Origin of the sequence: Thalassotalea nanhaiensis, assembly GCF_031583575.1 — a bacterium.
In the GTDB taxonomy this organism is placed as follows: domain Bacteria; phylum Pseudomonadota; class Gammaproteobacteria; order Enterobacterales; family Alteromonadaceae; genus Thalassotalea_A; species Thalassotalea_A nanhaiensis.
This window is the reverse complement of sequence record NZ_CP134146.1, coordinates 920,098-942,529: the sequence shown is the minus strand read 5'-3', so window position 1 is coordinate 942,529 and position 22,432 is coordinate 920,098. Positions and strand designations below refer to the sequence as shown.

Below are 22,432 nucleotides of genomic sequence, written 5' to 3'. Positions count from 1 at the left end.
CGAATAATTTAATCGGTTCAGGATGAGATATAAGCATGACCACTGATGAAATAAACTATAAAATTCAACAGATTGTTGATAATAAAAAAAACTTACCTGGTGCTCTGTTACCTATTCTTCATGATATTCAACATGAATTTGGCTTCATTCCTGAGCAAGCAATATCTATCGTTGCTTATTCATTAAATCAAAGCGATGCTGAAATTTTTGGCGTGATAAGCTTTTATGCTCACTTTAGAATGAAACAAACAGGTCGTCACGTTATCGAAATATGCCGAGGCGAGGCTTGTCAGTCAATGGGCTCCGGTGCATTAGAGGCTGCAGCTCAATCTCAACTTAACATTGAATATAATCAAACAACTAAAGACAACAACTTTACCTTAGAGCCAGTTTACTGCCTAGGCAACTGTGCATGCGCTCCCTCAGTAAAAGTTGCTGACAAAGTATATGGCCGAATGAACAGTGAAAAATTTACCAAGCTTACCGACACGCTTGCCACTTATAAAATAAATGTTGGGGAGCTCGCATAGATGGCTATTACTCTATTTGTTCCACGAGATACTTCAGCATTATCAATGGGTGCGGACGATGTTGTTCAAGCGTTAAAGTTTCAATGCCAAGACTTAACCGATGATGTAACAATAGTGCGAAATGGCTCTAGGGGCTTGTTTTATCTTGAACCTCTAGTAGAAGTGCTTACACCAAAAGGGCGCGTTGCTTACGGGCCAGTGCAAATTGAAGATGTTGAGTCATTACTTGCTCAAGGTTTATTAAATGGAAACTCCGATCATCCCTTATATTTAGGCTTGACTGAAGAAATTCCCTACCTTGCTAAACAGCAGCGCTTAACGTTTAGTCGTGCGGGGATTATCGACCCGATTAATATCAACGATTATATCGAACATGAAGGCTTTTCCGGCTTATCAAAAGCGTTAGCAATGTTTGAGCAAGGCAGTGACAACGGCCAGCAAAAAATAGTCGATGAAATAAAAACCTCAGGTTTACGAGGACGAGGCGGCGCGGCATTTCCGACAGGTATAAAATGGCAAACCGTACTAGATGCCAAATCAACCTCTGAAGCACAACAAAAATACATTGTTTGTAATGCCGATGAAGGCGACTCAGGAACATTTTCTGATCGTTTATTAATGGAGGCCGATCCGTTTAGTTTAATTGAAGGGATGATCATCGCTGGTTTAGCGGTTGGTGCCAACCAAGGTTATATTTATTTACGCTCGGAATACCCACAGGCTAACATTATTTTAGAGCAAGCGATTAATACCGCCTACCAACAGAATTTTCTAGGTAATAACATTCAACAAAGTGGCCAAAAATTTGATTTGGAAGTGCGCATAGGTGCTGGCGCATACATCTGTGGTGAAGAAACATCATTGCTGGAAAGCCTTGAAGGTAAACGAGGTTTAGTGCGGGCGAAACCGCCATTGCCTGCAATTGAAGGCTTATTCGGCCAACCAACAATTGTTAATAATGTGATTAGCTTAGCGACCATACCGACTATTCTTGCCCAAGGCGCTCAATACTATCAAGATTTTGGCGTTGGCCGATCGCGCGGCACACTACCATTTCAATTGGCAGGAAATATAAAGCAAGGTGGTTTGGTTGAACTGGCATTTGGTACCACGTTAGCTGAATTGATTAATGATTTTGGAGCGGGAAGTTATAGCGGAGTCCCATTAAAAGCAATTCAAGTAGGCGGCCCTCTTGGTGCATATCTTCCTGAAAATCAATGGGCTACTGAACTTGATTACGAAGCGTTTGCAAAAATTGACGCTGTGTTAGGTCATGGCGGTATTGTTGCGTTTGACGATACCGTCGACATGACCGCTCAAGCCCGCTTTGCAATGGAATTTTGTGTAGCCGAATCCTGCGGAAAATGTACTCCATGTCGCATTGGCTCGGTAAGGGGCGTAGAAGTTATTAATAAGATGACAAAGGCTCAACAACAAAGTGAAAACTCAGCAGAAGAGCTTGCCGAGCTTAATACCTTGTTGGTTGATCTTTGCGATACAATGGTCGATGGCTCTTTATGTGCCATGGGAGGTATGACGCCTATCCCTGTGCGCAGTATTATGAATCACTTTAGCGATGACTTCGTGGCTACAGCTGATAAATTCAATGCCAAGGAGATAAACTAATGGTTGCTATTTATGATCCAAAAGCAGAGCAAAACCAAGGGTTAAACTCGAGCAGCATTGTTGATTTAGGAACACCATTTGTTGATTCTGCTGAGCAGGTTACGTTAACAGTAGATGGTCAAAGTATATCGGTACCCAAAGGTACCTCGGTAATGCGTGCAGCAGCCTTGTTAAATATCGCCATCCCAAAACTATGTGCCTCAGATAATTTAGAATCATTTGGCTCATGTCGACTTTGTGCAGTGGAAATAGAGGGCCGTAAAGGCATGCCTGCTTCCTGTACAACTCCCGTAGAACAAGACATGCAAGTATCTACGCAAAATGACAAAATTGCGCGCCTGCGTAAAAATATCATGGAACTGTACATTTCTGATCACCCGTTGGATTGTTTAACCTGTGCAAGTAATGGCGATTGTGAATTACAAGACATGGCTGGTACGGTTGGTTTACGTGAAGTAAGGTATGGTTTTGATGGTGATAATCACCTTAGTGCAGCTAAAGATACGTCTAACCCTTATTTTACCTTTGAGCCGAGCAAATGTATTGTTTGCTCTCGTTGTGTCCGTGCCTGTGAGCAAGTGCAGGGAACCTTTGCTTTAACCGTTGATGGTAGAGGCTTTGACTCAAAAATATCAACCGGATATAACAACGATTTTATCAGTTCAGATTGTGTTTCTTGTGGCGCCTGTATACAAGCCTGCCCGACATCAACCTTAATGGAAAATAGCATTATTGAACAAGGACAACCCGAACATAAAGTTACCACAACTTGTGCTTACTGCGGTGTTGGTTGTTCATTTGATGCACATATGCAAGGTGAAAAGGTTGTGCGTATGGTGCCGTCAAAGGATGGCCAAGCCAACCATGGCCATTCTTGTGTGAAGGGACGTTTTGCGTTTGGTTATGCCACCCATCAAGACCGTATTACCACACCTATGGTTAGAGATCATATAGACCAACCTTGGCGTGAAGTGAGCTGGGAAGAAGCAATTCAATTTGCCGCCTCTAAGCTAAAAGGCATTCAACAAAAATACGGTAAAGATAGTATTGGTGGTATTACGTCTTCTCGTTGTACCAATGAAGAAACCTATCTAGTACAAAAGTTGATTAGAGCTGCGTTCGGTAACAACAATACCGACACCTGTGCACGAGTATGTCATTCACCAACCGGTTTTGGCTTAAAAGCGACACTTGGAGAATCTGCTGGTACGCAAACGTTTGATTCGGTAATGAAAGCTGATGCTATTATCGTTATTGGCGCTAACCCAACCGATGCTCACCCAGTATTTGGCTCTTTATTAAAGAAACGATTACGACAAGGGGCAAAACTTATTATTGCCGATCCTCGTAAAATTGATTTAGGCAAAAGCCCACATGTGCATTTGGACCATCACCTACCTTTACGCCCTGGCACCAATGTAGCATTTATAAATGCAATGGCACATGTCATTGTAGATGAAGGCTTAGAAGATAAAGACTTTATTGCACAACGCTGTCAAACCGACGCTTACCAACAATGGTATAACTTTATAAAAGACTCTCGTCATTCGCCAGAGCGTACTGCCGAAATTACCGGTATTGATGCTAACGAATTACGCCTGGCTGCCCGCTTATATGCCAATGCTAACAATGCAGCCATTTACTATGGCTTGGGAGTGACAGAGCATTCGCAAGGCTCAAGCATGGTTATGGGCATAGCAAACTTAGCATTACTCACCGGCAATATTGGCCGAGAAGGCGTTGGCGTTAACCCATTACGTGGTCAAAATAACGTACAGGGCTCATGCGACATGGGCTCGTTCCCTCATGAACTACCAGGATACCAACATGTAAGTAATGATTTATTGCGCGATAAATTTGAGCAGCATTGGCAAGTTACCATCGATTCTGAACCAGGACTGCGTATTCCTAATATGTTTGATGCTGCCATTGATGGCACGTTCAAAGGTTTATATTGCCAAGGTGAAGATATTGCACAATCTGATCCTAATACCCATCATGTACAAGCGGCATTAGGCTCTTTGGAATGTTTGATCGTACAAGATATTTTCCTTAACGAAACGGCAAAATTTGCCCATGTGTTTTTACCCGGGTCTTCATTTTTAGAAAAAGATGGTACGTTTACCAATGCTGAACGCCGTATTAACCGCGTCAGAAAAGTTATGACTCCACTTGCCGGCTTAGCTGACTGGCAAGCGACGATGGCACTTTCAAATGCACTTGGCTATGAAATGAACTACCAACATCCAAGTGAAATTATGGATGAAATTGCCCAGCTCACACCAACCTTTAGTGGTGTAAGTTATGAAAAGTTGGAGCAGCAAACTAGTATTCAGTGGCCGTGTAATGATGAAAATCCAATTGGCACACCAACCATGCATGTAGATAACTTCCCTATTGGTAAAGCTACATTTGCCATTACAGAATATGTCGCGACAAGTGAACGAGCGAATCGTAAATTTCCGTTACTATTAACAACTGGACGCATACTGTCGCAATACAATGTAGGTGCTCAAACACGACGTACCGACAACCAAGCTTGGCACGACAAGGATGTATTGGAAATTCATCCACATGATGCTCAGGAAAGAGGTATTGTTGATGGCGATTGGTTAGGCATAAATAGTCGCTCTGGTGATACCGTTCTTATTGCAAAAATTACTGAGCGTATGCAACCTGGTGTTGTTTATACCACATTTCATCACCCTGAAAGTGGTGCCAATGTGGTTACTACCGACAATTCAGATTGGGCCACAAACTGTCCAGAATATAAAGTGACTGCTGTACAGGTAAATAAGGTTTCATCGCCTTCAAAATGGCAAGAGCGAAATCAAGAACACCATATTAAGCAAACAAATTACTTGCCCAAAAAGAAAAAAATAACGCAATGAATGTTCAGCAAGTAACGAAAAAAACAAGAACGACAACACAAACTCAGGTAGACACTGACTGGGTTATTAGTGAGCAAGCTATTGCTTTGGTGTATAACGGTATTTCGCATGCTGTAATGATGGCCACTCCTGATGATTTACACGATTTTGCTCTAGGGTTTAGTTTAAATGAAGGCATTATAGAACGAGAAACTGACTTATTAGATTTTGAGGTTAAACAGCAAACAAATGGTCTAGAGTTAAATATTACCCTTAACTCTAGACAGTTTTCTGCCTTAAAAAACAAACGTCGTAGTTTAGCGGGTAATAGTGGTTGTGGTTTGTGTGGTGTAGAGTCATTAGAGCAAACGGTTAAATCACGCCTCTGTTTACCGAAAAGTTCATTGATCACTTTATCCGCGTGTCAACATGCTATTGAGCAGTTTATCGATAAGCAGGTACTTAGACAGAAAGTTGGCGGTGTACACGGCGCTGCTTTTTGCTCAACCGAAACGGGTGAGGTGCTGTTAATTCGAGAAGATGTGGGCCGTCATAATTCTCTTGATAAGTTAATTGGTGCATTAGTTAAAAATAAGCAGCAATTGACGCCTGATAAGGGATTTATATTAGTGTCCAGCAGAGCAAGTTATGAAATGGTCGATAAGACCATTGCTGCGGGTATTAATCATTTAGTGAGTATGTCTGCAGCCACAAGTAAAGCAATTGATTGGGCTGAGCAACATCAATTAAACTTAATTGCATTTGCAAGTAGTACCCGACAAGTTATCTATGCTGATAACACAATAAGCTAGTTAACCAGATCACATTCAGAGAAGTACATTAATGAGCACAAAACTAAACAACATTATCAAAATGTGTAATCAAATATCCGATAATATTGGCCATCATCTAACGCCAACACAAGCGGCAGATAAAGTAGTAAATCATTTAACCCTATTTTGGGCTAAATCAATGAAAACTGATTTGATAAAATATTATCAGAATGATGGCTCAGGGCTTAATGATATTTCAAAGTTAGCCGTAGCAAAGTTAAGCCAGTAATCCCTCTCACATTAAAATGACTCGACTTCATCTTGCTGGTGATGTTCATCAAGCCATTTTAATTGTGCTTATGGATATCCTGAGAAATGCATGAGTAATTGGCCGAGCGTTTTACAAGCTAAACAAAAACGTTTAGACATTGCCAAATAAATTGCCAATCACGCATGTTGAAACCCAGTTTTATTATCTATTGCCTCTAATTTCATCGAGTAAAGTTTCACACCTATTCATGCTGTACTCATTACCTAAATACTCGCGATACTCGTCTACGGTGATCAATCCTTGCTCAATTGTGTCCAAAACACCCCTAGTGTAATTATCCCCAGTTATGGCCCCATTGATTTCCAGACTAACCGCAGCAGTGATAAGCTCATTGGCCTCGGTTTTGTATCCTAGCCGTTCTGCTATCGTTGAACATTTTCCAATTTTGATCGCCTTAGAGTGCTCAGGCGTGCCAGTTTTTGCTATCACGCAAGTTGTCGTCCCTAACAAAAGGACAAGTAGTAGTTGTTTCATCGTTAAACCTTAAATTTGACCAAATTGGTTTGTTTATCAGTTGTCCGCATATTAATCGGATGTCATTGGAGTTGACTAAGTTGGTTGGGGGTAACCAAATCAAGATAACATAGGTACTTATTCACATACCCTGTCTCTTAGCCAGGGTAATAAATAGCAGTGTTATTGATAATTCCGCTTGATTTTGATCAAAAATTTTATAAATCGTTGGTCAATTATGAAATACCAGTAACAGCTTCACTCGCTAGAGTTACCTGATTTCTACCGTTACGTTTCGATTGATATAGCGCGTTATCAGCCATATCTAACGCTAACTTAATTGTCAGACCGGCATCAAGTTGCACCACACCAGCACTGAAGCTGATCCTAATATCGTTAGAAAAGGTATGATTTTCCACTAAGCTACGCAGTTTTTCAGATAACACTACAGCTTGATGACTGCTGGTATTTGGGCAGATTAAGATAAATTCCTCTCCTCCCCATCGCCCGAAGGAGTCATTGGTCTCAATATTTTTTTCAATTAATTGACTAAATTCAATTAAAATTTTATCACCAATGGCATGGTTATAACTGTCGTTTATGTTTTTAAAGTAATCAATGTCAAACATAACAACTGATGCAATAATATTATTGCGTTTAGCATCTGCAAAACAGCGACTTAGCAACTCTTGTGCATAACCTCGGCTATAGGTATTTGTTAGCGTATCTCTAATGTAAGCACTTGATAATGCTCTGTGTTTTTTCTTTAGTTTGCTTTGTCGAACAAACAACCCTATCAATAACAATAAAAGGATTAATACGATTAGATGAACGATTTGATCGTCGTGTTCAACCTGTAACTTATTGTGCAACCAAATGTCTAATATCGCCTTTTTCTCTGCTACTGTGATGTTATCAATTGCTTGGTTAACCACCTGCAGCACTTCAGGCTTATCTTTATTAATAAGAGCCAGCAATTCCAACTTTTCAGAAAAAACCCCTCCTATGTCTATATTTTTGTAAGACTTATCCCTAAGCCTTTGCATGAGTACCGGCAAAATATCTAAAACTGCATCAACTTGACCTTGCTCTAATAAGTCCAATCCTTGATAGGTTGTTGCAACGGGCACGATAATGACATCTTGATAGTCTGTTTCTAGTATGTGCCTAACGGTATACGTAGCACCCACGGCCACTTTTTTTCCCGCTAAAAATGAAATGTCGGCGAAAAACTGAGATTGATTTCGTGATGCAATGGCTAGCGGAAAACTAACATAAGGCTTTGATAACAGAAATTGTTTTTCCCAATCATCGTGTGCAGTACCACCTAAGGTTAAGTCTCCATTAGCTGATTCAATATTCTCTAGCACTTGCGGCCAGTATGGTACTTTAGAAATGTTTGCTTTATAACCAACTTTAGTCGAAATCAAGTTGGCAAAGTCAATATTAATACCCTGTAGTTTTCCTTGCTCATCAGTCCAATTTAGCGGCGACCAATTGGGAGAAAAGTAAAAATCCATTTGTTTATTTTCAGCGAACACTTTAGCTGAGAATAGAACGCTAAGTATTAATAATATTTGCGGTAGGTTTAGTTTCATTTGCTACCACGTTCCTTAGTTATTTTTGATTATATAATCCCCATTATTTACCAGCTAAAATATCAATACAATCAGACGCGTGTAACACTGATGTAACTAAGCAAAATTAAGTTTGAAAGACAAGTACTAACAAGGCTCGAATGTATAAGCTGCACTATCAACTAAAATGTTGAATTAAAGGTGTAAAGATAAAATTTAGACACAAAAAAACCAGCATTAAGCTGGTTTATTGTTTCCTTGTCTGTGGTAATGACAAGAATAAATGGTACCGGAAGCCGGACTTGAACCGGCACGCCCGAAGGCAACGGATTTTGAATCCGTCGTGTCTACCAATTCCACCACTCCGGCAACACGTGCTCAACAATCGCTTGTTGATTGCGGTAAATTATACGAGAAAAATAACTTAGGGCAATGATTTTCTCAGTTATTTATTTTGTTTGTTTATAAATCACCCAATTTATTAGTAATACAGCCTTAAAACGGTTTCTGCAACGCAGGCCAAGCGTTTTGAGCCTTCTACTTCAACGCTAATTTCATTCACGACTTCAATACTTTTCTTCATTGGTTTTAATTCAATTAATCGCGTTCTAGCTCGAACTCTCGAGTTTGCCTTTACAGGAAAGGGAAAACGAACTTGGTTTAGACCAAAATTAATCACCATACGAGCATCAGGGTATGGATTAGCTTCTGGCTCGACCGTATTGGTTAACTTAGGTATAAGCGATAACGTTAAAAAGCCATGCGCTATAGTTGCTTTAAACGGCGACTCTTTAGCAGCACGTTCAGGATCAGTATGAATCCACTGTTCATCATGGGTAACTTTAGCAAATTGATTTATGCATTCTTGATCTAAGGAGAACCACTCACCTAAGTGGGTTTCTTCGCCTATTTGTTCGCTTAATTGGCAATACGCTTTGGCAGCCGCAGGGGTTTGAACAACTTGTTCACTTTTTTGGTCTTCGTCTTGTTCTTGAAAACTTGCACGTGATAACCAAGGGTTATTTAGAGTGTTTGTTAACGGCTTAAATTTATCTGACAAAAGACCAGTAATGTTTTTAAACTTAGGCTGTAAACTGGCCCTAAATTCGTTGTTTCGTTGCTGAAACTGCTCCCTTTGTTCGCGAATAAATTCGACAACGTTCATACTGGTTCCATTAAAATTTAACTTGAAAGATAGACATGCTCCTATTGTAACGCCTGACTGCTGGCGAACAAAGCACACCTGTACGCTGAACCCTCACAACGAAACGAATTAACAAACCAATAAACCAACATATAAACTGCCCACAACAAACTATTGCGTACTTTTACATTTGGGTAACAGAGTTAATTTTGAGTTAGTGTATTATTAATCACAGTTAACTTTTATAGTTTTCCTCCCTGAAATGCTATATTTTTTTATGCCACCTCTTTAGGTGGCATTTTTTTTACCTGTATAAAAGTTAGCTTGTTGATGGCAGGAATGTGAAAGAATGGCCCTTGGCAAGTCGGCATTCCATCATCCTTGATGTAACAGAATTAATGCCATCCTTGGCAATTCTAAGTTAATTCATCCCTGAATTAAAAAAGGCGACTGTTACAGTCGCCTTTTTCGTAATTATTTTTTGTTGGCTTTTGCTTCTTCACTCCAGCCTTGGGTTTCGCGAGCTTTCTTCTTACGCTCGGTATAGGTAAGCTTACGTTTGTTAGCAAATGGGTTGGCAGTACCTCTAAACTCAACTTTAATTGGTGTCCCCATAATCTTTAAAGACTTACGGAAGTAGTTAATTAAATAGCGTTTGTATGATTGCGGTAAACTATCTACCAAGTTGCCATGGATAACATACAGAGGTGGGTTATAACCACCAGCATGGGCATATTTCAGTTTAACTCGATTTCCGCGAATAAGTGGTGGTTGATGATCAAACGCCGCCATTTCCATAATTTTAGTAAGCATGGCCGTTGAGGTACGTTTCGTTGCTGAGTCAAATGCTTCCTCAACTGATTCGAACAAGTTACCTACACCAGTACCATGCAATGCTGAAATAAAATGAATACGAGCAAAATCGATAAACCCTAAACGGCGATCAAGTTCAGATTTAACTCTGTCTTTTATATCTGTGTCTAAGCCATCCCACTTATTAATCACTAATACTAATGAACGGCCAGCTTCCAATACAAAACCTAACAAACTTAAATCTTGATCAGTGATCCCATCACGAGCATCGATAAGTAACATAACAACGTTCGCATCTTGGATAGCTTGCAGAGTTTTAATTACCGAGAACTTCTCAACTGCGTCAGTCATATTTTTACGACGACGTACACCAGCGGTGTCAATAAGGGTATATTCACGATCGCCGCGTTCCATAGGTATATATACGCTATCACGGGTAGTACCTGGCATATCGTAAACAACAACACGTTCTTCACCTAAGATACGGTTGGTTAATGTTGATTTACCAACATTAGGCTTACCTATGATAGCCAGCTTTATTTTGTCATCTTGTTGAGTTTCTTCTGAATCATCAAACTCTTCGCCTTCGGCTAGGTCGATAATTTCAGTTTCTTCAACTTGTGCAGAAAGCTCTTCAATGTGAGGTGCCAAGGCTAAATTAATTAACTGCGTAACACCGCGATTATGAGCCGCAGCAATAGGGTGAACTTCACCTAGGCCAATGTCATAAAATTCGGCAACGGCAGAGTCGGCATCAACACCATCAATTTTGTTAGCAACCAAAAATACTTTTTTACTTTGTTTGCGTAAATGCTCACTGATGGCAATATCAGCAGATGTCGAACCGGTACGAGCGTCAACCATAAATAGCACAGCATCGGCTTCATCAATGGCTAATAATGACTGCTCAGCCATTTTGGCATCAATACCTTGCTCGTTACCTTCAATACCACCGGTATCAATAACAATAAAAGGCAAGCCTTCAACGTTCGCTTGACCATACTGACGATCACGGGTTAGTCCTGGGTAATCAGCAACTAACGCATCTCGGGTACGTGTTAAGCGGTTAAATAATGTTGATTTACCAACATTTGGACGCCCAACTAGGGCTACAACAGGAAGCATGGCTACCTCAAAAATGAATATATTGAGCTATAAAAACTCAATAAAATTAAACAAATAACGGCCCCGTAAAAAATACGGAGCCGTTTATAATTTTAGCAAATTGTCAGAAAGACGATAGATTAATTATCGCTTTCGAATTTTACTCGGCACTTGCCTTAATAATTTCAGGTGTTTTAATCACTTCTAAATCACCATCTCGACTTTGTACATACAACAAGCCTTCGTGCACAACAGGCGTTACATAAATGCCACTTGAATCAACTTGATGACGAGCAACAATAGTACCGTCAGTTTTGCTCATCCAATGTAAATAACCTTCAAAATCACCAACAACGACATAATCACCAACGCTTACTGCGCCAGTAGTACCTCGGTTAGTTAACGCTAGATTACTCCATAACTCCATACCAGAATTACGGTTAATTGCATACAAATGGCCTTGGATATCGGTAGCAAAAATCTGATTTCCAGAAACCGTTAATTTACGGTAAGACGAATATTTACGCTTCCATACCTCACGACCACTGCGAAGGTCAATTGCTGCTAAATTGCCGTTTGATGAAATGGCAAAAACTTTATCACCGAAAATAACCGGGGTTACGTCAACATCTACGATACGTTGTAATTCAGTTGAACCACTTGGTTCACCTATTTCTTTTGCCCAGCCTTGCTGGCCATTTTCAACAATATAAACACCAACTTCACCTGATGCTAAACCAACAAATATACCGCCTGAATTAATGGTTACACCACTTACACCGCGTAATGATAACGGAGGAACAGATTGCTCTGCTTTCCATACTTCTTCACCGGTTGTTACATCTAATGCGACTAAAGCCCCAGAAGCCGTATTGATGATAACAAAATTACTATCAAACTCTGGTTTAGAAATTACTTCTCCAGGAACTTTCGCTTGCCATTCTAATTCGCCTGTTTCAGCATTTAAGGCAAATACATCGCCATTTTCACTGCCCCAAACAACCTTGTCATAACCTGTAGATGCTCCACCTGCGATGCGAGCAGATACGCGATCATCAAAAAAGCCACGTTCATCATTAACGTCACTTAAATCGATAGACCAAACCTCATCACCAGTAGCTAAATCAAGCGCGTATGCATCACCTAATCTATCTGCGGTATACACTTTGCCATAGGCGATTGTAGGAGATAAACGTGAGAAATAATGCTCAACACCATCACCAATACTTTCATCCCAGATAACTTCAGGCTCAAATAAAGCTTCGATTTCAGTTAACTCGGCAAAGGCCGGCGCCTCTTCTTCTTCATCATCAGATGAACAAGCGACTAAAGCGCTGGAAAGTAATAAAGCGGTTAAAATTCGTTTGTTAAAAAATGTCACAAAACTCTCCATTAACCGGCTACATTAACCGCTAAATCATCCAATTTAATTTGTAATGTTGGGTTAGCTTGTAAACCACCAGCATCCGCTGCAGCTTGATAAGCTGTTCGAGCAAGTTCAGTGTTGCCTTGCTTAAGGTAAGTATCACCTTTAGTTTCTTCAATACTTGCCTTAAATGTTTCTGGCATTGTTTGCGCTAACGTAGCTAATGCATTATCGAATGCTTCAAGTTGTATTTGTACTCGAGCTAAACGTAAGTAAGCAATAGCCTTTATATTTTCATTGGCTGCAAGTTCAACAGCTTTCTTTAATTGAGTTTCTGCACCAGCAAAGTCTTCGTGCTCAACAGCGTCTTTAGCTAAAGCAAATGCTGCAAAGGCTGAATATGCAGTTGTTGAATTGGCATCAATAAACGCTTGGGTATTGGCTCTGAAATCGGCTTCTTCACTTTCAAACGCTTGCATGGTCTGCTGATATTGGTAAGACGCAACTTGTTGTGCTTCAACTACGCTATCTTGATAGTAGTTCCATCCAATAAAACCACCTAAACCAATCACTAAACCAGCAATTAATGAATTGCCATTTTCTTTCCAATAGCCTTTAATTGCTTCTACTTGTTGCTCTTCAGTTTGATACGTTTCCACTTTTCTTCTACCCTTTAATTAATTCTTCTAGTAACGGTGCAACATTGCTAAATGGCACAGTTTGTTGTTCTTTATTCTCACGCAAATATTTAACCGTAGCTTGTTGCTGTTCTATTTCAGAGTCACCTAAAATAATTGCAACCAAAGCACCTGATTTATCTGCACGTTTCATTTGTTTATTAAATTTACCACCACCACAATGACTTTGAATGCGGATGCCAGGCACCTCATCACGCCATTGCTCGGCTAAAGCTACTCCAGCAAGTTCGGCATTTTCACCAACCATTGCGACATACACATCTGTAGTGGCTCTAATATTTTCTAATTTATCTAATTCAGTTAGCATCAACACTAAGCGTTCAATACCCATCGCAAAACCTACTGCGGGTGTTGCTTTACCGCCTAACTGCTCAACTAAACCATCGTAACGTCCGCCTGCACAAACAGTACCTTGTGCACCTAAGCTGTCAGTTACCCATTCAAATACAGTACGGTTGTAGTAGTCTAAGCCACGAACCAAGCGTTCATTGATAGTATATTTAATACCAGCTGCGTCTAAACGTTTGCATAAACTTGCAAAATGTTGAGTTGATTCTTCATCTAAGTACTCTGATAACTTAGGTGCATCAACTAGCAACGCTTGCACATCTCTATTTTTACTGTCTAAAACACGTAGCGGGTTTGCATGCATACGACGTTTAGAATCATCGTCCAGTTTATCTTCATGCAGCGTTAAAAATTCAACTAATGCATCACGATAATCTGCTCTTGCTTGATTTGACCCTAACGAGTTCAACTCTAGTGTGACAAAATCTTCGATGCCAAGTTCCCGCCAAAGTCGAGCACTTAACATAATAACTTCTGCATCAATATCTGGCGTTGCAATACCAAAGCTTTCAATACCAAACTGATGGAACTGTCGATAACGACCTTTTTGAGGACGTTCATGGCGGAACATTGGCCCCATGTACCACAGGCGCTGCTCTTGATTATAAAGTAAACCATGTTGGTTACCGGCGCGTACACAGCTTGCAGTCCCTTCAGGTCGCAGTGTTAGGCTATCGCCATTCCTGTCGTCAAAGGTATACATTTCTTTTTCAACAATATCGGTTACTTCACCAATGCCACGTTTAAAAAGGTTGGTTGATTCAACAACCGGCATACGAATTTCTGCATAACCATAATTACCCGCAACACGACGCATTGCGTCTTCTACCATTTGCCACTTATTGGTTTCACCGGGCAAACAGTCATTCATACCACGAATAGCTTGAATCGCTTTACTCACTTTTGATGTTCTCATCAGTTATCCCAATAGTATCGAGACTATTGGCAATTTATTAAATTAAAGGCGGCATTATAGGGTAAAAGTGCTCATTCTTACAACACATTACGCCATTAATAGCACTTACTAAGCTGGCTATTTACACTTCTTTAACGTCTATTTTATTTTTTTCGTCTAAAAGGCTGGCTCGAGCACGAATTTTTTGTTCAAGAGTATCTACAATATTATCATTTTCAATACGCTCACGTTGGCGTTCGCCATCTAGATAAAAGCCACTTTTACGAGCACTGCCGGTTAAGCCAATATCTGAAACGGTTGCTTCACCAGGGCCGTTTACAACACAACCAATAATTGAAACATCCATTGGCGTAATTAAGTCTTCCAATCGCTCTTCTAATGCGTTTACGGTAGAAATAACATCAAATTCTTGTCGAGAGCAACTTGGACAGGCAATAAAGTTAATACCTCGGCTACGTAGTCGTAATGACTTTAAAATATCAAAGCCAACTTTAATTTCTTCTACCGGATCAGCGGCTAAAGAAACTCGCAATGTATCACCTATACCTTCAGCTAATAACATGCCCATGCCTACTGATGACTTAACGGCACCAGAGCGGAAACCGCCAGCTTCAGTGATACCTAAATGCAATGGATTATTAATTTGCTTGGCAAGTAAGCGATAAGCACCCACAGCTAAAAACACATCAGACGCTTTAACACTCACTTTGAATTGATCAAAATTGAGTCTATCAAGAATATCAACATGTCTAAGGGCAGATTCTAACAACGCTTCTGGCGTAGGCTCTTTATACTTTTCTTGCAGATCTTTTTCTAAAGAACCACCGTTAACGCCAATTCTAATTGGAATGTTTTTATCGCGTGCTGCTTCAACAACAGAGCGAATTCTATCTTCTTTACCGATATTACCAGGATTGATACGTAAACAATCAACGCCGTATTCAGCCACTTTTAAAGCAATACGGTAGTCAAAATGAATATCAGCAACCAATGGAACCTTCACTTGCTGTTTAATTAACTTAAAAGCCTCAGCCGCGTCCATAGTTGGCACGCTCACCCGTACGATGTCGGCACCAACATTTTCCAATGCTCTAATTTGTGCAACAGTTGCATCTACGTCGGTGGTTAAGGTATTAGTCATTGACTGTACAGTAATAGGGGCATCGCCGCCTACCGGTACATTGCCTACCATTATCTGAGTGGATTTACGGCGTTTTATTGGGGTTTCACTAAACATAATTACTCAATAATTTGACCAATGTTACTTGGCCTAATTCTATCTATTTATAACACAGGCTTTGTCATTAAAACTTTATGACTTAGGCCAAGTAAACTTGGCTATTTGGCCCTGCTGAAATTGGCTCATATCGATTGCAACTTCATTATAATCTATTGACACCAATTCTGGTTTACCTAAAGTAATTGAAAAAGGTGCTTTACCATTTAGGGTCATAATATAATCTGCTTTTTTAATGCCCCAAGCCAATCGTTCGCCATTGGCATCAAAAATATTTACCCAGCAATCGCCTGAAAACTTAAAGACTAATTGCTCTAGCTCAATCACTTGTTCTAAAACAGGCTCCGGTTCACTCTCTGCAATATTTACACTATTTTCGGTAACAGCTGCAGTGTCAGTATTATTAGCAATATGCTGTTCAAAAACTTCATCGACTGGCACTTCTTCAGTAGCTATAACGACTTCTGCAGGAGTAGGTTCATTGTTGGTGTTACTTACATCTATTGTAGTATCTATAACAGGCTGTTGCTCTACAGGAGAAGAAATTTGGCTTTGTTCGGCATTATCTGTAACAGGTACAGTTTCTTTTTGCTTAGCTTCCTGCCACCACCAAACAACAAACAATGCTACTAAGGCAAAACCAATTGCATAAATGACCATCATTAAACGGTTGTTTTCAGCTTTTTTGCGAGTGCTTTGCGAGAAACTTTTCATTTCGTCGCCCTGCTTCTCAGCAACAGCCAGCATCTCATAACTGGCAATAACATCGGTTTGATTAACACCAACAAATTTCGCATAGTTTTTTAAATAACCACGTAAAAATGTTGTTGGGGTATTGGCATCAAATTGTTCGTTTTCAATATCAATGATAAGTGCAAGGCGCAGGTTTAAATGCTCAGCAACCTCTGCTTCTGATAATCCAAGCTCAGTGCGGGCATCTCGCAGCATCTGACCTGGGCCTATAACAACAATATCATCACTGATATCAATAGGTTCTTCGTTGTCGCTCATATTTATATCTAATTATGGTTTCGTTAGTCTTAGTACTTGCCCTACTTGTATGGTCTCTTCTTTTAGATCATTCCAACGGCGAATCGTACTAATGGTTATGTTATATTTTACTGATATTTGATAGAGATTTTCCCCCTTTTGTACGGTATGTACTGGGTTATCTAAATCAGCAACTCTAATACTTTTAGTTTGCACACTTGCAGCAGATGGAGCATTTACAGGACTGCTTACCTTAGGCTTAGCACTTGCTGCAACTGTTTTGACCGGCGCTTGCTTAACAGGAGCTGCTTTAGGGGCATTATTCACTGGCTTAGACGCAGGTTGAGAATGGCCTGTTTTAGCGTTCATTTGGCTATCAATTTGGCTATTCTTTGCAATACTCTGACCCGTTTGTTGGGCAATAGTTGCATCATCAACTAACTTTTCGTTAGTAAAATTAATGGTCGGTTGTTTTTGTTTAAAACCATCCGATTTTATTTTGTTAGGCACGGCTTTAGTCAAAACAACCACTGGTTTTTTGTTGATTTTAACACCAGAATTGAGCAGCTTATATTTACGGTATTTAAGCGCTAGATTGTCAGCTTCAATTTGCACCAGCTCATTATCTAAATACTCTTTCGCTTGGCTTGAATCAGGAAACATTTTAAGCAACATTGTCGCGTAGTTATTCGACACTTCTTCATTGCCCAGTTTTTTCTGTATCTTAAATGCTAATGCAATTGCTTGCGGAGTAAAGCGTCTAGTTGCTAATTCAAAACGACTTAAATAGTTAGCACTTTTTTCATAACTCCCTTTAGCATATTGCAGCTGCGCCATTTGCATTAAACTTGCCGAACTATTAGGGCTATGGGCAATACTTCGTTTTAAGGCCTTTTCTGCTTTAGTAAATTGTTCGACTTTTAAATGACAAAGCGCAATGTTTTGATAGCTTTCGGAAACGCGAATATAGGTTGGTACTTCAATCGCTTTTAAAAAATATTTTTCTGCTTCGTCTACACGGTTTTGACGACATAAGAATACACCAAAGTTATTTAGCGTGTCGGCATCTTCATCTTCTATAGACAGGGCTTCTAAATAAGACAATTCAGTTTTTTCAAACTCGCCCACACTCTCATAATAATGAGCAAAAGCGGTGTAAACATCGACGAGGTTAGGAGAGTACTGCTTGGCTTTCTCTAGGTTAAATTTGGCTTGCGCAGTGTTGCCCATTCGTAAATAGCCTAATGCTAAAGAAATACGGGTACGGGCTATTTGATCGTCATTAAAATCTCGTTCAACAACCGGTTTATCCTCAGCAAAGTTCTGAGTAACGCAGGCACTCAGCCCCGTAAGGGCTATAAAAATAAATGCTATCTTCCCTGAATTTTGTACTAATTTTCGCATACGGCAACTCACTGGTGTAATTGTTATTGTTATAAAGCAGGTGACACTTAACATCAGTGTACCCTGCTATTAAACCTATTACACCATTTTCACTGAAATTTCGTCAGCTTGCATCTGTTTTTTAACGCTACGTTTAGTTCTATCAAAAACATCCCCAGCCAATTGACCACACGCTGCGTCAATATCCTCACCTCTAGGGCGACGAGTGATAACTGTAAGCCCATAACTTTGTAGGACTTTATCGAACCTGTCGATACGAGAGTTACTTGGTCTTGAGTAAGGAGACCCTGGATATGGATTAAATGGAATTAAATTAATTTTACTTGGTGTACCTTCAAGTACTTTTGCCAGTTCATGCGCTTGCTCAGTTGAATCATTTACGTGATCTAACATTACGTATTCAACAGTTACTTGTTTATTGGCTTTAGAACCATCAATATAGTCACGACTTGCTTTTAAAAAGTCTTCCAGTGGGTATTTTTTATTGATAGGTACCAATACATCACGCAATGCATTATCTGGCGCATGTACTGAAATAGCCAAAGCACAATCAATTTTTTCTTTCAGCATAGCTAATGCAGGTACAACACCTGATGTACTTACTGTTACACGGCGTTTTGATAAACCGTAACCCAAGTCATTTAAAAACGTATCTAATGAAGGAATAAGGTTTTTCATATTAAGCAGTGGTTCACCCATTCCCATCATTACAATGTTGGTAATTGGACGAGTACCGGCTATACGAGTGGCACCAATGTCATTAGCGACACGCCACACTTGGCCGATAATTTCAGAAACATTTAGATTACGGTTAAACCCCTGAGTAGCGGTGGCACAGAACGTACACTCCAATGCACAACCTACTTGTGATGATACACATAGCGTTGCACGTTCTTTTTCAGGGATCCACACTGTTTCTACTTCTTGGCCACCTTCAAGCAATAATGCGTATTTGATGGTGCCATCTTCTGAAACTTGTTTTTCTGAGATAGTTGGCGCTTTAATTTCACATAATCGAGCAAGCTTTTGCTTTAATGCTTTATTAAGGTTAGTCATTTGCTCAAAGTCTTCATAACCAAAATGATAAATCCACTTCATCACTTGGTCAGCTCGAAACGCCTTTTCGCCAATAGATTCGAAAAATTCGCGCATCATCTGATGATCAAAATTTAATAAGTTAACCTTTTTAATAGCATTGTCGGTCATGTAAATCTCTTCACTTAATATTTTAAGGGTGCAAATTGTACACTTTTCAGGCAAGTGAAACAATTTAGCTTTGTTATGATTTTGTTACAGCCGGTAACATTTAAGTTAATAGGCCTTAAAACAACAAAAGGATTTTACTTTAAAAAGTAAAATCCTTCTGTGGAACAAGTAGAGGTAGTAATACCGCTTGTCTTATTCCTAGTTCAGTGCTCGTTTAAATTAACGAGTACGTGAACAAACTTCTTCGTCAGAGAAGAAGTAAGCAATTTCACGTGCAGCAGATTCTAGTGCATCTGAACCGTGACATGCGTTTTCGTCAATTGACTCAGCGAAATCGTGACGTAAAGTACCAGCTAATGCTTCAGCTGGGTTAGTAGCACCCATGATTTCACGGTTTTTAAGAACAGCGTTTTCGCCTTCTAAAACTTGAACCATAACAGGACCAGAAGTCATGAAGTCAACTAAAGCACCAAAGAAAGGACGCTCAGCGTGTTCTGCGTAGAAACCTTCAGCTTTTTCACGGCTTAAGTGAATCATTTTAGCTGCAACGATCTTAAGACCAGCAGATTCAAAACGGTTGTAGATAGAACCAATTACGTTTTTAGCAACTGCGTCTGGTTTTACGATAGAAAAAGTACGTTCGATAGCCATGATAAGCCCTCAATTAAATAAGTGTGTAAAAATTGGCGCGATTATAGATGAAATTGAGAACAATTACATTAATTAATTTGTGGTGGAATTGTTATGCTGTGCGCATTTAATTTTTCGTAAATGAAAGTGCACGGTTTAGCATAGCTAATATTAAATTAGTAAATTCATATTTTCTTAGGCATTATCAAATTAAAAATAATAATAATAAATCAACCAAAGATTATGTTTAAAGAGATCAGCATGTTAAGAGCACCTCTAATATTTACCGGTTTAACATTAATGTTATGTTCCTGTGTCCAACAGCAACAGCAACCTAAAACCGAAACCAACATAAAAGTTGTGTTACCTAACATCAAACCTGCTGACTTTGAGCCGGAAATGGATAAAATCGCTATAAAAGAGGTTGAAATAGCTGACGAAAGTACTTTGCCGCCCTCCTCAAATCCCCCAAAAGATAGTGATGCGCTGAACAGCAAAAGTAATCATTCAGGTTTCACCGTTAACCAAGAAATATGTCGTAATAGCAGCGTTACCTACAAAGTTGCCGATGAATCTGGGTATATAAATACACATACCGCTAAAGCTCAGGCACAAGCAACCGTAATAAAGGTTAATAACAAACAAATAAAATTGATGATAAGTGGCTGGTACAGCCGTGATAAAAACTTATTTAATTGGCAGCCTTATTTAAAGCAGCAACCGGTTATGGGCTTAATGAAACTTGAAAAAGGCAATGTTTATTGGGATGACAAAGCAAACTGGTATTTATGTAGTTTCAATGCAGGAGAAATGATCTAGCAGCTCTGGAGGATAAGCTCTTCCCTGAGAAAAAAAATCCCGAACAATGTCGGGATTTTTTATTTAAAACTTTATGAGTTTATTAAGCAACTCGAGCTGTCGCCATTTGACCTTCAACAGGTGTTTGAATTTCACCTTCTGATTTAGCCACAATAGTGTTAATCGCTGTATCACCAACCACGTTAGCTGTTGTACAGAACATGTCACAAATACGGTCAACAGCAGCAACAATAGCTAGTGCTTCAATTGGAAGACCGAAAGTGCTTAAACAAATACCGATAGAAACGATACCGCCACCTGGAACACCACCTGCACCAATTGATAGTAACAATACTGTAAATGCTAATGGTAACATTTGATCAGCAGCCATTGGCATACCGTATGCGTTAGCAACGAACATAGTTGCGATAGTTGTATAAATAGCCGCACCAGACATGTTCATAGTAGCGCCTAGTGGAACACCAAAACCGGCAACCGATTTAGACACACCAATTTTTTCAACAACGGTACGTAACGTAACTGGAATTGTTGCATTTGAAGAAGCACTTGATAATGAGAACATGATTTGCTCACGAATGTGCTTAATAAATGTTAATGGCTTAATACCGGTTGTTAGGTAAACAACTACAGGGTACACAACCATAAACATAAATATGAATGACGCAACAACAAGGGCAATGTAACCGGCAACCGCGAACATCTTGCTTGAGTCTAGTGTTGCACCTAATGAAATCATTAGAAAGAATACACCGTATGGCGCTAATGACATCACTAAGGTAATTAGTTTCATCATGATTTCGTTTGCCATTTTAAAGGTACGAATTGCTGGACCACCACGCTTATCAAGCGCTTGAATAGCGATACCAGTCATGATTGCCATAAAGATAATTTGTAACATATCGCCTTTAGCAAACGCTTCAAAAGGGTTTGATGGGATAATATTAATAACCATTTGCCACATGTTAGGCGTTTCTGTTGCAGCAAGAGTTACCGCTTCAGCGTGTGCACCTAAGTTAACACCAACACCAGGTTGTAACCATGAAACCACGGCGATAGTACCAGCGATTGCTACAATAGTATTAACAATGTAAAAGCCAAACGTTTTAGTGCCTAAACGACCAAAGCTTGATAAGTCTTTTAATTCACAAATTCCACAAGTGATAGAAATGAATACTAAAGGCACTACGATCAATTTAATCATTGATACAAACATACCACCTAAGCCACCAGCAGCTTCAGTTGTAAAAGAGGCCATTGCCCATGACGGTGGAACTACGTATTGGATCATTGAACCGATGATTAAACCAAAAATCAAACCAAGGAAAACCTTAGCTGATAAATTATCTTTTATTGCATTCATTATTTAACTCTACTCTTGTGGATATAATTTTAATGCCTCAATCATAATGAAATTAAAGAGTATCTCTACTAATAAAAGCCTGTAAAAACAAATCAAAACAGCTTGAAAACACCACGCTGACAACATAAAAACAACGTTCAACAAGAATGAAAACAAAAGTTACACTTAACCCTAAAAGCGACGGATTATGTAATCAGCATTAGAGTGTTTTTTGAACCACTGTTTAATTAGTGACCA

General features: G+C 39.6%; 19 protein-coding genes and 1 tRNA gene. 6 read left to right on the top strand and 14 right to left on the bottom strand.

Annotated features, from left to right (window positions below; genetic code table 11):
- Positions 1-35 precede the first annotated feature (35 nt).
- Genes RI845_RS04255 through RI845_RS04235 form a run of 5 tightly spaced genes read left to right on the top strand, consistent with a single transcriptional unit; the run spans position 36 to position 6,088 of the window.
- A complete protein-coding gene (locus RI845_RS04255; RefSeq protein ID WP_348388512.1) occupies positions 36-530 on the top strand; it encodes a formate dehydrogenase subunit gamma in 495 nt (164 codons plus the stop codon).
- A complete protein-coding gene (locus RI845_RS04250; protein ID WP_348388511.1) occupies positions 531-2,156 on the top strand; it encodes a formate dehydrogenase beta subunit in 1,626 nt (541 codons plus the stop codon). It abuts the gene before it with no gap.
- On the top strand, positions 2,156-5,047 hold the full coding sequence (gene fdhF, locus RI845_RS04245; RefSeq protein WP_348388510.1) for a formate dehydrogenase subunit alpha: 2,892 nt from the start codon (positions 2,156-2,158) through the stop codon (positions 5,045-5,047). Before RI845_RS04250 ends, fdhF begins: the two co-directional genes overlap by 1 nt.
- On the top strand, positions 5,044-5,838 hold the full coding sequence (fdhD, locus tag RI845_RS04240) for a formate dehydrogenase accessory sulfurtransferase FdhD (RefSeq protein ID WP_348388509.1): 795 nt from the start codon (positions 5,044-5,046) through the stop codon (positions 5,836-5,838). Before fdhF ends, fdhD begins: the two co-directional genes overlap by 4 nt.
- 31 nt (positions 5,839-5,869) lie before the next feature.
- On the top strand, positions 5,870-6,088 hold the full coding sequence (locus RI845_RS04235) for a formate dehydrogenase subunit delta (protein WP_348388508.1): 219 nt from the start codon (positions 5,870-5,872) through the stop codon (positions 6,086-6,088).
- A 183-nt stretch (positions 6,089-6,271) separates the two neighbouring features.
- On the opposite strand, the gene RI845_RS04230 is transcribed toward RI845_RS04235, so the two are convergent.
- The 13 genes from RI845_RS04230 to ndk all read right to left on the bottom strand — a co-directional run bounded on the left by RI845_RS04230 (position 6,272) and on the right by ndk (position 20,037).
- Complete coding sequence (locus tag RI845_RS04230; protein ID WP_348388507.1) at positions 6,272-6,604, bottom strand: hypothetical protein; 333 nt, start codon at positions 6,602-6,604, stop codon at positions 6,272-6,274.
- 215 nt (positions 6,605-6,819) lie between these two features.
- Positions 6,820-8,181, bottom strand: coding sequence for a diguanylate cyclase (locus tag RI845_RS04225; RefSeq protein ID WP_348388506.1), 1,362 nt, complete (start codon positions 8,179-8,181; stop codon positions 6,820-6,822).
- A 263-nt stretch (positions 8,182-8,444) separates the two neighbouring features.
- A tRNA-Leu gene (locus tag RI845_RS04220) sits at positions 8,445-8,529 on the bottom strand.
- A gap of 112 nt (positions 8,530-8,641) precedes the next feature.
- Complete coding sequence (locus RI845_RS04215) at positions 8,642-9,325, bottom strand: MaoC family dehydratase (RefSeq protein WP_348388505.1); 684 nt, start codon at positions 9,323-9,325, stop codon at positions 8,642-8,644.
- A gap of 453 nt (positions 9,326-9,778) precedes the next feature.
- Positions 9,779-11,242 carry a ribosome biogenesis GTPase Der gene (der, locus tag RI845_RS04210; protein ID WP_348388504.1) on the bottom strand — a complete coding sequence of 488 codons (1,464 nt, stop codon included), beginning with the start codon at positions 11,240-11,242 and terminating at the stop codon, positions 9,779-9,781.
- A gap of 139 nt (positions 11,243-11,381) precedes the next feature.
- A complete protein-coding gene (bamB, locus tag RI845_RS04205; protein ID WP_348388503.1) occupies positions 11,382-12,602 on the bottom strand; it encodes an outer membrane protein assembly factor BamB in 1,221 nt (406 codons plus the stop codon).
- A gap of 11 nt (positions 12,603-12,613) precedes the next feature.
- On the bottom strand, positions 12,614-13,246 hold the full coding sequence (locus RI845_RS04200; protein WP_348388502.1) for a YfgM family protein: 633 nt from the start codon (positions 13,244-13,246) through the stop codon (positions 12,614-12,616).
- A gap of 7 nt (positions 13,247-13,253) precedes the next feature.
- Positions 13,254-14,534, bottom strand: a complete 1,281-nt coding sequence (gene hisS / locus RI845_RS04195; RefSeq protein WP_348389496.1) for a histidine--tRNA ligase — start codon at positions 14,532-14,534, stop codon at positions 13,254-13,256.
- A gap of 136 nt (positions 14,535-14,670) precedes the next feature.
- The gene (gene ispG, locus RI845_RS04190) at positions 14,671-15,786 is read right to left on the bottom strand and encodes a flavodoxin-dependent (E)-4-hydroxy-3-methylbut-2-enyl-diphosphate synthase (protein WP_348388501.1); all 1,116 of its coding nucleotides are present in this window, start codon (positions 15,784-15,786) and stop codon (positions 14,671-14,673) included.
- Positions 15,787-15,861: 75 nt separating this feature from the next.
- Positions 15,862-16,797 (bottom strand): RodZ domain-containing protein, encoded by a 936-nt coding sequence (locus RI845_RS04185; protein WP_348388500.1) that lies wholly within the window; start codon positions 16,795-16,797, stop codon positions 15,862-15,864.
- A gap of 12 nt (positions 16,798-16,809) precedes the next feature.
- A complete protein-coding gene (pilW, locus tag RI845_RS04180) occupies positions 16,810-18,180 on the bottom strand; it encodes a type IV pilus biogenesis/stability protein PilW (protein WP_348388499.1) in 1,371 nt (456 codons plus the stop codon).
- 78 nt (positions 18,181-18,258) lie between these two features.
- Positions 18,259-19,386 carry a bifunctional tRNA (adenosine(37)-C2)-methyltransferase TrmG/ribosomal RNA large subunit methyltransferase RlmN gene (locus RI845_RS04175; RefSeq protein ID WP_348388498.1) on the bottom strand — a complete coding sequence of 376 codons (1,128 nt, stop codon included), beginning with the start codon at positions 19,384-19,386 and terminating at the stop codon, positions 18,259-18,261.
- Between the two features lie 219 nt (positions 19,387-19,605).
- Complete coding sequence (gene ndk, locus RI845_RS04170) at positions 19,606-20,037, bottom strand: nucleoside-diphosphate kinase (protein WP_348388497.1); 432 nt, start codon at positions 20,035-20,037, stop codon at positions 19,606-19,608.
- A 240-nt stretch (positions 20,038-20,277) separates the two neighbouring features.
- Here ndk and RI845_RS04165 point away from each other — a divergent pair, with 240 nt between their 5' ends.
- Positions 20,278-20,835: a hypothetical protein gene (locus tag RI845_RS04165; protein ID WP_348388496.1), complete on the top strand. Its 558-nt coding sequence runs from the start codon at positions 20,278-20,280 to the stop codon at positions 20,833-20,835.
- Between the two features lie 82 nt (positions 20,836-20,917).
- On the opposite strand, the gene RI845_RS04160 is transcribed toward RI845_RS04165, so the two are convergent.
- Positions 20,918-22,186: a dicarboxylate/amino acid:cation symporter gene (locus RI845_RS04160; RefSeq protein WP_348389495.1), complete on the bottom strand. Its 1,269-nt coding sequence runs from the start codon at positions 22,184-22,186 to the stop codon at positions 20,918-20,920.
- Positions 22,187-22,432: the final 246 nt, after the last annotated feature.